The sequence below is a fragment of the Flavobacterium sp. ASV13 genome, assembly GCF_000745775.1.
Taxonomy (GTDB): domain Bacteria; phylum Bacteroidota; class Bacteroidia; order Flavobacteriales; family Flavobacteriaceae; genus Flavobacterium.
Map to the genome: position 1 here is coordinate 768,197 of NZ_JQJY01000001.1, position 14,746 is coordinate 782,942.

Here is a 14,746-nt window from a genome sequence, read left to right on the forward strand (position 1 = left end):
ACAAAACTGTAAAATGAAATCCTATTGTGACGCCACTAACACAATTTTTAAACAATAATTTTTTAGGTCATTTTTAATATCAACCTAAAATAATTACGGTTACCCCTTAAAATAACTGAATACAAGCCCGTAAATTTTATAAACCCGTAAATAATTAATTAAAAATGAGTACAAATCACAACAGAATTAAAGTGGCTGACTTAGAAACAAATGAGCCAAACAAAATTTTAAAAACCAATGCGAAAGGTGAATTAGAGTTTAGCAATGTAATTGATAATAAACAATTTGATCTTGCATCAGATTCCGAAACTCAAATCAATTATACAGTTGCTGAAGATGAAAAAGTTATCAGCCGTTTAAAATTATTTAATTGGTGGGAATGGCTGAAAACAAAGAATCAAACTGTTTTCGGAGACTGGATTTTCAAATCTTCACTAATATTTGGGAATTCAGGATATTTTACTTCAGACAGTTTTAGATTTTATATGCGTGCTTTTACAGGAAAGAAGCTTGAAATTGGAGTGGAAGGAACTCCTGTTGATGCAATATCTATTGACCTTAACGGTATTTTACTTCGCAATAGGCTTACTTTGATTCCTGGTGATACAGCAATACCTTCACTTATATTTCCAAATGGAAAATTAACCACAATACCTCAAGATGGAGCTATTGAACGTGATGAAAACGGTCAACTCTGGGAAACACATGGCGGAATAAGAAGCCAATTGTCATCTGCTGGAAAATCTCAAAACTACAAAGTATACACCGCAATACTAAATCAAACAGGAACCAATGCTCCTATTGCTACTATATTAGAGAACACTATGAGTAGCGATATTATTTTCGAGTATACTTCTAAAGGTACATACTCAGGTACATTAACTAATGCATTTCCAGAAGGAAAAACATTTTTCATCACAACCGCACCAAATACTCCAGGAAGTGGAAATATTTTTTACATAGGAAGAGTTGATAATAATACTATTACGCTATCCTTTAGAAAAAGTATGACAGCTTTTGATGAAATCGTAAATGCAATGATGGAAATACGAGTATATCAATAAATAACAAATCCTGAATAATCATTTTACAAGTTTTAATGGGAACTTAAACTTTAAGTTCCCTTAACTTTTCATTCTTTTTACAAAATTCCAATTTCCTCTCTCTCATCCATTCTCTTTACAACTCTGTAAAGTCCCAGAACATCAATGTTAAACTGCTAAGCAGCTCTTTTTTAAGCTCCAATTTTAGACACATCTTTACACTATCAAAAGAAAAAAAAGAGATTTTAAGCCACTTAAAAACTTAAGTCTTTTGAAAAATTACAAAGCAAATCAATTGCTAAAACTGCTTAAAAAATCTCTAAAAAATATGCATTTACACCTCAAAAATTGGTTAGACCTAACTACAATTTAATCATTCCGAATACGAACAAAAATTAAAGTCAAAAACAAAATTAGAATATGCCAACTAATCCAATTCCTGCGGTTCCAATTCCTACCGCCAGATATTACCCTCGATTGTCTGAGGTGATTACTGTAGATGATTTGCCTGAGTTTTTATCGTTTGTCGAAAATGGCCTGAACTCCATTTTTGATAAAATTCATTATAAAAACCTACAATATTCAAAAGGATATCGAGGCGATTCGGCTTTTTACAGCCTTGATATCGTAACAAGTAGTCCTCTTGCTCTTGAGCTACCATTTGATCTCAAACTTGTCCTAAATCCAGATTTAAAAGACGGTGATCAATCTATTTCTTCATTTCCTATTACTCTGGAATATCAATGGGAAATTTTAGCTTTCCTAAAAACATTCAGTTCCAGCAGTTTTTCTTTTTCTGTAAAAGATTTTTATTCCGTGGGATTACAGGTTTTCCGTATCAGCGAAGAACAGGTAATTGCCCACATGATGAATATTTTTGTGGAAGCCGAAGAAGGTAAAACAAAATACGAACAGCTTTTAGCCGATATCAATGCTTTTGAAGAAACTATTACTAATGATCCTCTTTATCAGGAATTAGAATTTCCTGAAGGTATTGAGCAGTCAATTCAAAGTGTGATTGACGTTATTAAAACTAATCCTCTTATTACAAAATCGATTCCGTTATTGTTATTTGGAATTTATATCTCCAGAGAAGGTTATAGTTTAAACGAAATCAAACAAAAACTACAGGATTTCTACAATATTGTAGCTCCAGACGGAATTGAAGCTCACATCAAGAGAATCATTACTCCAAAAGCCAAAGCCACTCTAGAGTTAAGCGCTGGTATCGAATTTCCTCATAGCATTCTAAAACCTGTAAATCCAAATGGTTCTGCTTTTCCTAATCAAACAGCTAAGTCTACTTTCGTATTTGCCAAAGCGCAATTATACGCCGACACAGAAGCCGGAATTGGATACCAGGCAGAATTAGGCGGTTCATTGACACCTCCAAATGCCATGATTGGTAATACAGGTTTAATGCTTGAATTAGACACTTTAAAAGTCGATTTAAGCAAGAAAACCAATATCCCAGAAGCTGATGCAGACGGACGTCCGAATGATTTCGTTGGCGTTTATGCTCGCGCTGCTTCTGTTACATTGCCTTCAAAATGGTTTCATGAGCCAAAAGAAGGAGAAGAAACAAATAACAAGCCTACGCTAAAAATCGGTGCCTCCAATTTATTAGTGGGTTCAGGCGGGCTTTCTGGAAATATTTATTTAGAAACCGTTCCTGAACCAAAAAATGGCTCGTTTAATTATTTTAATGACAAATTCGATTTCTACTATCCTATTACAATGTTTGAAAAAGACGAAGTAAATGGTGTAGTAAATGAAAAAGAAATTGCAGATTATCCTGCTTTACTTGTCTTTTTACAAAAATTATATACGGCCAAGTTGCCTTATACATTTAAATTCCCTTTAGCATTAAAAACAAAAGCTGATTTAAATTCTTCAACGGTATATGCTGCTACAGATTACTCTTTCGAAAATGCTTTAGATTATCAGACCTTTTTATCTGAGCTGGAAGAAAACATGCTTTGGAAAACTATTGGTTCTGATAAAAAAGGTTTCAAAGTCGGTTTCAACAAATTTGATATTACATTCAAACAAAATAAAGTTGTCAATTCTAACATTAAAGGTGCTTTAGAAATTCCTAAACTCAAAGGAGAGGATCAAAAACCATTAAAAGTTGGCATTGAAGGACATTTATACGATGATGGCGATTTCAACCTAACAGCTTCTTTCAATAAAGACAATAAACTAAAAGCCAATTTATTTGATCTGGTAAACCTTGATTTCCACAGTCTCGAACTTGGAAAACAAGATGAAGATTACTACTTAGGAACCTCTTGTTATGTTTCTTTTCCTCAAGATACTTTAATGGGAAATCTATTAAAAGGAAAAGGTTTCGAGGTTGAAAAACTGCGCGTTTACAGTGATGGAAATATTGAAGTAGAAGGAGGATCTATCCCTATTCCTGTCAGCCTTTCTGTCAATTTAGGTCCGGTTCAAATGGCGGTTACGAATATCAATTTTGGTTCAACCCAAATTAACGGACGTAAATTTAATTTCTGGGGATTTGATGGAGCAATCAGCATTAATCCGCTTGGAGTTGATGCCCGCGGAGAAGGTATAAAATACTATTATCCTGTTGATGGCGATTCTTCAGGTTCTTTCATCAGAATCCAGACTATTGAAGTCGATTTAATTATTCCAGGAACTGCCACAGAGGCTTCGGCTATGGCAATTATTCATGGAATGATTTCGCTTCCTGAACCTGGAAAATCTAAAGAATTTATCGGTGAAGTTGGTTTAAAATTGCCAAAAGCAAAAATTTCAGGAAGCGTTGGAATGCGTTTTATGCCTAAATATCCTGCCTTTTTAATTGATGCAAGTATCGAGTTGCCTGTTCCTATTCCGCTAGGATTTCTGGCTATTAATGCCTTTAGAGGTTTATTAGGATTTAGATATGTTGCCACAAAACAAGCTGTCGGATTAACAAAAGACGATTCTTGGTATGAGTATTATAAACATCCAAAACCGGGTATCAACATTAAAAAATTCAGTGGGCCGCCAGATTCAATGCAGTATAATACTCCATTTTCTATTGGAGCTGGAGCCACTTTTGGAACTGTTGCTGATGGCGGACATGTATTGTCATTAAGAGCCATGCTTTTATTGTCTCTGCCTACTCTATTTTATATTGAAGCAGGACTGAATGTTATTTCTGGAAGATTAGGTCTTATTGAAGATGATCCTAGCAATCCACCATTCTTTGCTATGGTTGCCTTTGGTGATGATTCTTTAGAATTAGCAGCCGGAGCAGAATTTAGTATTCCGAAAGATGGCGGACAGATATTTAAACTCACTGCATTATTAGAAGCTGGTTTTTTCTTTAAAAATCAGAAACCTTGGTATGTTAATTTCGGAACAAAAGACAAACCAATCGAAGCTGAAGTTTTAACCTTATTTAAAGCAAAAGCTTTTATCATGCTTTCTGCTCAGGGAATTGAAGCTGGAGCTCGATTAGATTTTAAACTCGATAAAAGTTTTGGACCAGCCAAAGTCAAATTATGGGCCTATCTGGAGATGGGCGGAAAAATATCGTTCAAACGCCCTCAAATGGGTGGTTATATTACTGCCGGTGGAGGAATTCAGATTAAACTTTGGATTATTAATGTTGAAATTGCTTTAGATACCATATTCTCTGTCGAATCATTTAAACCTTTCTTGATTTATGCCAAATTAGAACTGAGCGTTCGTGTAAGAATTGCCATGATTAGAGTACGTAAAAACTTTACCGTTGAACTGCAATGGGATCTCAACCGAGTTATTGATCGTACACCATACAGTCCGCTTCCAAAAGGAACTTTTGGAGATGGTGAAGATGACAGAACATTAGAGAATGTAAAAGGAGTCCATATGTTAACCAATCAGGCATTTGCTTTGGATTATTTCAAATCTGCTGGAGAAAAAAATTATGAAGGAAACAAGCTTTATCCAGACGGTACTCCAAGACCAGAGTTTATTACCTCAGTAATTCCTTTAGATACTTACATCGATATTAAAATGGCAAAAGGATTAATACCTAATGCTGAATTATTTGAAAAAGTGGGTGGATATACTGGTGAAGCCAAAAACTACACCGATATGATGCCTCCTGAAGGAACATCGAAAGCAGGTAGAAAATTACGTCAGGTTAAACATGAATATGGAATCAAATCGATCAATTTGAAATCTTGGAATGGTTCTGAATGGGTAGATTATAATCCTTTTGAAGCGGTTGTAAAAGACGATGAAAGAAATGAGGAATTGAAGAAATTACCTTGGGCACATTGGCAGAAAGCAATTGACCAATATGATTCTATTCGAGTATTGGCAACAAATCCGTTTTCGTTTTTAAGTGCTGCAGAACCTGGATGGCATGTTCCTGAACAATTAGGAATTACATCTACAAAATTGTTTTGTGCTGCAACTGAAACCGAAAAGCAACATATGGATTTCCTTAACAAACAAATTGGAACGCGCTATTATGTACCAATGCAACACGAAGCTGACAAAATCAATGGCTTGTTTTTCAAACTTATTGGAGACCTTCCTGTAATTGTTGACAACTATACGCTTGAAGGTGGTGATTTCATGAGCATCACAACTGATGAAAATACTTTTGGTTATAATCGATCATTGTCTTTTAGAAATGACAACGAATTAGAAATTATTTTCCCTGAATCAGCAATTGATCCTGAATTAAAGCTTACAACTCAGGCAAAAGAAGTAAAAGTTACTGCTTATACAGCGACTTTTGAAGATGCTGATAAATTAGTATCATACGCTCCAGTAAACTTTAGTAAAACTAAAACGGGTCTGTTTTCTGAAGAACAAACTTATACAAAAGCAGAACTTTTGAATGCGGTCACCTTATACACTGAAGAGATTGATAGTCAGAAGAAAAAAATCGATAAAATAGTAATTAGTCCAATTTCTGCAAAAGCAAAACGCATTAAAGAAATCAGAAACGAAATTGCAGCATTATTTGACGATACTTATGGTGATTTAACAGGAGAAACTGAAATTACATTGACAGATCCTGTAAAGATTGCTAAATACAATTCGTTAATAACTGAATTGGCAAACCTGAAATTAGATGCAGGAAATGAAAATGCTAACTCTGGAGGCAATCCAAATGCATTGACTTTTACCCACTATTATGGCTATAACGGAAGCGCTTTATATGACTTTGATAAAGTAATCAAATTTAATGATTCGTATGTGATCACGTTCCATCCAAAAGAGGATGCTAAAACTACTATTCTGCTACAAGTCAATTCTGATGGTACTATTATTAGAGAGCGTTTGATTAATGGAATTGTAACTTCTCTGCAGGTTGTAAATGGAAATTTACTGATAACCCAGGCTCTGAATCCAGAACAATGCAAAGGAATCGGAGAAGCAACAATCGATCTTGATTTTATTGTAGGATGCGTCTCTCCTATTGCTGCAACGGCGATTGTTGAAATGGATGAAGAATTAAATCCGATTTTAGGAACGCAATATTTGAATACCTATTCTTTAGGTTTCAACAAAATATTGCCATTAACAAATAATGACCTGCTTTGGATTAATACATTATCAAATGAAACTCAAATCAGCTGGATTAAAGGAAGCGACCGAACTTTAGTTTATCGTTCTAAAATTAACTCCGAAGTAATTAAAGTTCTTCAGCATAATGAGAATGAATTTAGTTTGATTACCAAGGATAAAAAAGTTATCCGTTTAAGTGTCAACAATGCATCAAAAGTAGTTTCTGCGACAGATACAAAAGTAATTTCTACAACTGATGTAGTTGAAATTGTAGATGCAATAATTGCGAATAACAAAACATTGCTTTCAGTAAAATTATCAAATGGCAAATTTGCTTTGGCACAAATTGATGGAAACACTATTTCATTAGTAAAAAATGACAGCATTTTTGATTCGGCAGTTTATTTATCAAATCAAACATTAAATGATCATTCGGTTGTGGCTTACAATACACATTATTTGTTTGTATTGAATGAGGCTTTAACCCAAGCAAGATTAATTAAAAGAGAAACAAATGTTGCTGATGCTTCAATCATTCAGATTCAAAATGAACCGTCAGTAAATGAAATTCTGATGCTTTCTAACAAACCAAAAGAAAAAGGCGTTTATTTTTCATTGTTTAGCGATGCGTTTGACAACTGCTCTTTACATCCTGCCGAACAAGTTTCTGTAACTTCTTCAACGGCTGCCTTAACAAACGGAAGTGTTAATTATACTGACATGGATTTAATTAACGGATTAGATTTCACCAGAAACATTAAAAATTCGAACATAATTACAACTGATGCTGTCATTTGTTCAAGTCTGGAAAATGCTGAAGATCCGGAACTTGATTACACGACTTACATTCAGAGTGTAGATTGGTTTAGCAAAGAAGAGTATTATCATAATCAAACGATTTTGGATATTCCTGCTGTACAAGAACAGTTTCAGGCGATGAAAAATGCAGTTGAAACAACAGTACAGCCAATTTGGAGACCAAATACAACATATTGTTTAGATTTTACTTTAACAGATACTGTTGATGATAATAAAAAGAATCCTGTAGAATTTAAATATTATTATGGATTTAAAACGCTTGGGCCAATTGGACATTTCCCAGTTAAGGATCCTGAAAAAGATGCGCCAGTGAAAAATGAATTGACAGCATTGTCTAAATCTCCGCTGACTTCATTGAGAAATTATCTGGATTATAACCGTTCTTATCCAAATGCTGATGGAAGTTTATTACAATCTAAACCTTCATTTTATGGCAATGAGCAATGTGATATTTCTTTATTCTTTACGAGTACGTATACTTCTCACATGTTTAAAAATTGGGCAGAATACGAAAGTGAAAGACCTGAAATTGAAGGAAAACTTAATCTTTTCATCAAAGATCCATTGACTGATCTTCTTATTAAATACCCAATAGAACCATTGGAAGAAGGTCAACCAGAAGTGGTTTATCCAAAGCCAATAGAAAGTGATGAAGATTGGACTGACGATAATGATCCTAGAATTCCATTGGGTGTTAGAATGTTAAACAATTTTATTGAAGATCCTTCTACAATGCGATGCACTCTGGAGTTAGGACAGCCTTTAAAACCAAAATCATTAAAATACAAAACAACTTTAACCAATTTAAAACCTTCTAAACTGTACACTGTTTTAGTCAATAACTTTTTTGATGGTGCTCAAATAGGAATTTCAAGCGAAAGCAAAAATATCCTGGTACATCAATTCGGATTCCAGACTTCACGCTACAAAAATTTTGAGGAACAAGTTCAGAGTTATTTTGTGAATGAAGAAAAAACTAAAGAAGCTTTATATGATGTGAATGTTAATCTGGATCAGGAACGTATAGATGCTCTGCATTACTTAATCGTTCCAAAAACTGATAATACTACAAATGCATTGAGCGATTCAATGTCAACAAAATATCAGCATTTGTTTGATCGTGCGACTGAAGGAATCTTAAAACTATCTCCTCTAGATCCGGCTCAGGGTACTGAAGTAAATAGAATTATTGATACGAATACTGGAGCAACAATAGCGCTTTTAGTTCGAAACCCAGAGCCTTTTAATATTCCAAAAATGCCTTTAGAAGAAATTCAGGATAGTATTTCTGTTTTAGATGAATTAGAAAATCCTGTATCTGGTTACAGTGTATTGCATTCAAAAGATTGCTCGCAAGCTCTGATTATGCATGATAGCAAAATCATTTCTGGAATAGAAAACTTGAAAATCAGGTTTAAATACAAAATGTGGAATAATGACGGAAATGGCCCTTTAACAAACATTATTGATACGCAGATACTGCCATTACAAAATACAAATCTTTAAAAAAATAAGAAAAAAATGAGTTCTATAAATCTTCAGGAAAGCCAGCTCTCGGGCTGTGCAACTTATGTAGCAATTGTAGTCGACGAATCTGGTTCGATCAATGGAAACGAAGCACAGCAGATCCGCGACGGGCTAACTTCATTTATCAATTCTCAGGCACAAAGTAATATTACGCTTTCGTTAATCGGAATGTCTAACAGCGATACCGCTGTTAGACCCGATAACGTTATCCAGAAAAAAATTTCAAGTAATAGTCAGGATTTTATTGATTGGATTAGTTTATATGGTCTTGGAAATCAAAGCATACAATCAGATTATTGGGCTTCTGGTTTAAATGTTGCCAAAAATTTATCTGTTACTCCAGATATCGTTTTTGTAGTTACCGACGGTCTGCAAGTCAATAATTCTGAGTATTTAAAAAATCTGTTTACTGAGTTAAATCTAACTTCGAAAGTTTTTGTGTACGGAGTAACAAGCTCGTTTGATACTATTGAAGAATTGACAACGCCGCTGACAAACTTTTTAGAAAGAACACCAGTTTTAAAAAATGATCAAACTTCTGCCTTAGATTCAGATTATATCAGAGTTCCCGATTTCAGTACTTTAGGAATTGAATTAAACAGACTTGCAACCAATTTATCCGATTTACAAATTGGCTGTTTTCCTAACGTAAGCATTATTGATGACAATTTGGTTTATCCTTCGTTAAAAAAAGGTCTAAAAATTAGCGCACAATGCGGGACTTTAGTTCTAAAAAACAAAAGTCGAGTGCCGCTGACTTTAAGCGCCGGAACAAAAATTCATAACGAGAAAAATCTAAACGGACTTACTTTTAAGCTTGACAATTCGGTTACAATTTCAGGAAAAGATGAAGTTGAAGTTCCAATTCGAATTGAAGGGAAACCTTTGAGTTTTGGCCATTTTTCAACGCTTGTTGATCTGAGCGATGTCTTTAATCCTTTAGGAGTAAGCATTAATTTTAATGTTGGAAGAGAATCATCAACCATTGAGATTACTCCAGGAAAAACAAATCTACAGTCAACCTATTTACAAGTTGTTACGGCTGGTTCAAGAGGAATTGACAGTACAAAAGGAATTCATCTTCGATGGATGCTGAATGGCAAGTTAGGAGAAAACCATCTCCCAAAAGGCGAATTGTACGATGGAGAAAATTCTAATTCTAGTTTTAACAAACCTGATGACTTTGTAAAAGTCTACAGAGCACCTTATACAAAAATCAGTCAAACGGTAGATTTAACGCAAAATCCAAATGTTGTTGACAACAAAAAAGCACTTTGGATTTACAAAACAGTAAATCCGCAAAGATCTGTTTACATCAATTTTAAAGACGATAAAAAATATAAATCAATTAAACTTAGTATTGATCCATTAACAAATCCTGTAGCTTTTATGCAGGCTTATGGAAATGGTTTGATTGAAATTGAAACCAAAACAGATTTATTTTTTGCAGCCGAATTAGATTTTTCATCTTCAAATACTTCAAAAAGTGTAAAACTGGAAACCTTATCTGTTGCTGAAAACAAAATTACAGCTTCTAAAAATGTTAGCAGCCGTAAAACATATACTTCTGCACAATTAAACAACAAGATTCGTGTAGTTGCTGAAAATGGAAGAAGTATTCGATTTAAAGCCGATTATTGTCTTTTAAATGCTATTCAATTTGAGTTTTATTCTGATTTCATTACAAATGCTAATACCAATGGAGACTGGATTTTAAAAGGAAAATATGGTCTTGACACAGATGATTTTAAAGTTTTCGAACAGCTTGAACCAAAGTTAAATGCTGTTCACGGAAAATGGTTAAAATTCAATGACGGTGAATATGTAAACACTAAAAATTACAAAGCAAAATGGAACAGACCAACTGTTGAAAATGATATTACGGATGAAAACATCAAAGATATTGTACTGGAATATATTGATTTAAGTAAATCAGGCAATCCAAAAGCAGAAAAAGATATTCATTTTGGTGATCGCATACCTGTCAATGAGCCAAAAGAAGGAGAAGTACAACAATATGCTGAAAATTTAACCAAAATATCTTATCTGGATATTTTAAATATTGCTGCAAACGATTATCACGTTGCACGTATGTTAGGTTTAGGCTGTTTAGATCTTGATGAGGAAGTTTATGATGGAGAATATGTTTATTTAACAGAATATACCACTTTTGGAAGTTTAGAAGAAGGTATAGAAGGAAAAGAAATGCAACATCTTTCAATGAGTATTCCAACTTCTATCAATACTGAACGTATGCCGCTTCCTGTTCAATTAAGTAAAATTGTTCCTGGATTAAATGTTAATTCGGATGAAAATCCAAATAACAGAATTACAGATCCTGAAGGTTACAGTTTTGATGGAAAGAAAAGGTTTGTGAGTTTGTTTATGGATGATGTTATGGATTATGATACCGTAAATCCTAATTCAAAAAATGACTTTTTCAAATCTTCATTAGAATATGATGGAAGTGCTTTTACCTTCCCTATTTATTTAGGAATCGACCATAAAATTGCTACAAAACCAACATGGAAAACTCCAGAGCTGTCGCATGATATTGAGTACAAAAGTGTCAATCAAAATTTAAAAGAATCAGAATTTGAAACTGTTCCGATTAATATTCCTGAGGCTGGAAAATCCGTTTTAAATGCCATTCAGGAACAAACAGGAGAAAATACCTATATCTATCAAGCATACGGAATTAACATTTTCTCAAGAGCAACATCTGGGCGTCAAATCAGCATTAAATCTGACATTAAACCTGCCAATAATCTAATGCCTCCGAGCAATATGAATGCTCTTTTGGTTACTGAAGAAAATCCGTTAATGTTTACTTCTCAATCAGAACAACAACTATTAGGCAAGATTACCGGAGCAGACAAAACATTGATCAGAATCATGTTTGATTATTATTCTGCTCAGGAATTGTTAAGCTATCCTGTTCCAAGAGAAATGACCGTCACAGATGCAGAAACCGATAAAGAATCTATTTTTCCTGATGACAAAGAAATACTTGCAGATCATTTTAAACTGTATCATAAAGACGGACTTCCTGAAGTCGAATATGGTGAAATTGAAAGTATTGTAAACAATAGCACCAATAACCTTACTTCAATTGTAAAAATAAGAGAGTATAGAATTATCAGCAGTGACCAGCAAGTTAAACTCGGATTAGATAATTCCAATAAAACCAGATTTGAAAGAGGAGTTTTAACGATTGGAGATCAAAATTATATCATTCAAAATATCGAAGTTAAATTCAAGAAGGATGAAAATTCTAATGATGTTTTTGATTATGCTCTTATCGAAGTATTGAAAAAGGAAGTTACTGACAAACTTCATGCTGATGGAGATGCAACAATAGATTCTGAACAGATTCAAGATATTAAACTTCCTGAAAGCAGATTGTGTACGCTGGTACAAAACATGCAAACAGCTTCTAATTGGCATCAACCTCAAATTGATTTTACAGTTCAATATCCTGAGAGTTTAAACAAAATTCACAGAGAAGTTATTGAACATATAAGTCAAAACGGAAGGGATTTACAGTTAGAAAAAACAAGAGGAGTTTGGAATGATGTAGTAGTTGAACGAGTTTTTGAAAATTCGTATGAAATGAATGAAAATGGAACGTACAAAGTAGATGACGAAGGCAATCCAATTCCATTATTATCTGAGAAAAAACATTTAGGATTGTATAAAATCATTTTCAAAAATTTCAATTTACCTCAGCATTTTCAATTTAAATCGGAAAAAGAAAACTCCGTGGAATGGTCGAATGGTATTGTGAGATTGTTTACAAAAGATGCTTTTGAAGAAGGAAATCCTGTACCTAAAAAATCAAGAAAAGAGTTCAAGGTTTATAAAACAGAAAACATCGGTACGACTGGAGATTTAGTCTTGTATATTGATGATCCAGATTTTAAACTTGGTAATTATGTTACGCAAACAATGGCTGAGGGTTATGATGAAATTTTAGGTGCTAAAAATGGTCTTCACACAGAAAACGGGGTGTCAGATTATGAGAATGATTATGTGTCTCAGTCTGCAAACTACTATCCAAGTTACAAGGTTTATTTGTACGCAGACGCTGTTTCGGGAATTACTCAAGAAAATATTCTGCCAAGAGAGAATGAAAATACGCATTATTCAGTTTTCGGAGTCAGTACACATTCAAAAACAGATGTTTGTTACAAATCAAAAATTAGTATTCCTTGTCCGATGTATGCTGTTAAAGTTGAAAAAACGGAGAAACCTGAAGAAATTATTGGTGGCAGTTTGTATGCAACTCGTCCAGATTTTTATAATCGTTCGACTTTTACTTTCACAACTAAATATGATGATAGTAGAAAACCTTATGGATTATTGCATTACAGAGCCAATGACGAAGATTTGCTTAACGTTTTATACAAACCGGAAACTGTAACTACAATCCGAGAAGAATTGAACAAACTGGGCGGAAATGATGAAATTGATTTTAATGACAGATGGGCAGATTTTTTAAATTTTAATGAACTTGCAACAAGAGGTCAATATGACGTTTTTCCAAAAAACGAATCTGAAGAAAATTATCAGTTTCCATTACCTGACAACGCAGAATTTATAAAACTAATTAATGATTTTATTGAATGGCATAATCAAACACAAGGTACGCAAGAGTCAACAATAACTTCGATTGCATCATTAAATCAGGTTTTAATTTCACAAGCAGTTCAGGAGCCAATGTTAGCGGTTTATTTTATTGAACAAGCTGTTCATAATGCTTTTGTCCCATTAACTGAAGTTCCTGTTATTTATGAGCATATTAAAGGTAATAACTATGTTCCGGTTAATAAAAAACAGACTATTAAAGATAAAAATGGAAATGCTTTAAAACCAACTGACACTGATTTTGACATTGCTCCAATGATGAAAGTTGTAAATGAAAGCCAAAACAGAGTACAATTTACCGATTTTAATCTGGATGGAAACTCGCAGAATATCTATTTCTACGCTGTTCGTGAAATGGACATCAAAATGAATTTCGGTGAATTCAGCGATCTTTTAGGACCTGTAAAATTAGTAGCTTCTACTCCACCAAAAACTCCAGAAATTAAGAGAATTATGCCAATTCTTGAAAACCAGGTGTTAGGAATAAAACCTACCGTTCAAATTGAGTTAAATGCGTATCAGCCAGAATATAAAATCAGGAAAATTAATATTTATCGTGCTACAACAATGTTGGAAGCTCAGTCAATAAGAACAATGAAATTGGCTAAAGAAATTGTAATTAATGAAGATACTTTATCTGCTGATTTTGACAATGTCTGGACCGTTTACGATGATTTTCAAGATTTAGAAGAAGTTCCATTTGGTGATGGTCTTTTTTACAGAATTACGGTTTCCAAACAAATTGAATATGCGGATCCGGAATCTACTACTGAAAATCCAATTATAAATATTGATTATACTCCGTCACAGCCGTCAAAAATTACAGCAACTGTTATTGTTGATAGTGTTTCGCCAGAATCACCAGTTTTGGAAGCTTCTGCAACTGTCTCGGGAACAAATGGAGAAATCTTAAAACCTGTAGTTTTCAATTGGAATAAAACCGTTTATAATGGTAAATATCATTTATACAAAATGAACAGTCAGGGTAATTGGGATAAAATTCATGAAATTTCAACAAATCTTGAAAATATTGCCTTACCGCTTCAGCAGACAAAATTAAATACTGATGAATTGATTATCAAAAATGAAGACGGTGACAGAATTTACCATCATTTTAAAGTAATCTCAGAAAACACATCAGGCATGCTCAACAGTGACGAAAAAATCCTAACTCTTTAAAATTAATA

General features: G+C 33.7%; 3 protein-coding genes. All 3 read left to right on the forward strand.

All coding sequences use genetic code 11. The features are described 5' to 3' along the window. Positions 1–164 precede the first annotated feature (164 nt). The 3 genes from GQ47_RS03320 to GQ47_RS03330 all read left to right on the forward strand — a co-directional run bounded on the left by GQ47_RS03320 (position 165) and on the right by GQ47_RS03330 (position 14,738). Positions 165–1,064 (forward strand): hypothetical protein, encoded by a 900-nt coding sequence (locus tag GQ47_RS03320; protein WP_035644756.1) that lies wholly within the window; start codon positions 165–167, stop codon positions 1,062–1,064. 399 nt (positions 1,065–1,463) lie between these two features. After that, complete coding sequence (locus GQ47_RS03325) at positions 1,464–8,891, forward strand: hypothetical protein (protein ID WP_035644759.1); 7,428 nt, start codon at positions 1,464–1,466, stop codon at positions 8,889–8,891. Between the two features lie 15 nt (positions 8,892–8,906). Next, positions 8,907–14,738 carry a vWA domain-containing protein gene (locus GQ47_RS03330; protein WP_035644761.1) on the forward strand — a complete coding sequence of 1,944 codons (5,832 nt, stop codon included), beginning with the start codon at positions 8,907–8,909 and terminating at the stop codon, positions 14,736–14,738. The last annotated feature ends 8 nt before the right edge of the window (positions 14,739–14,746 follow it).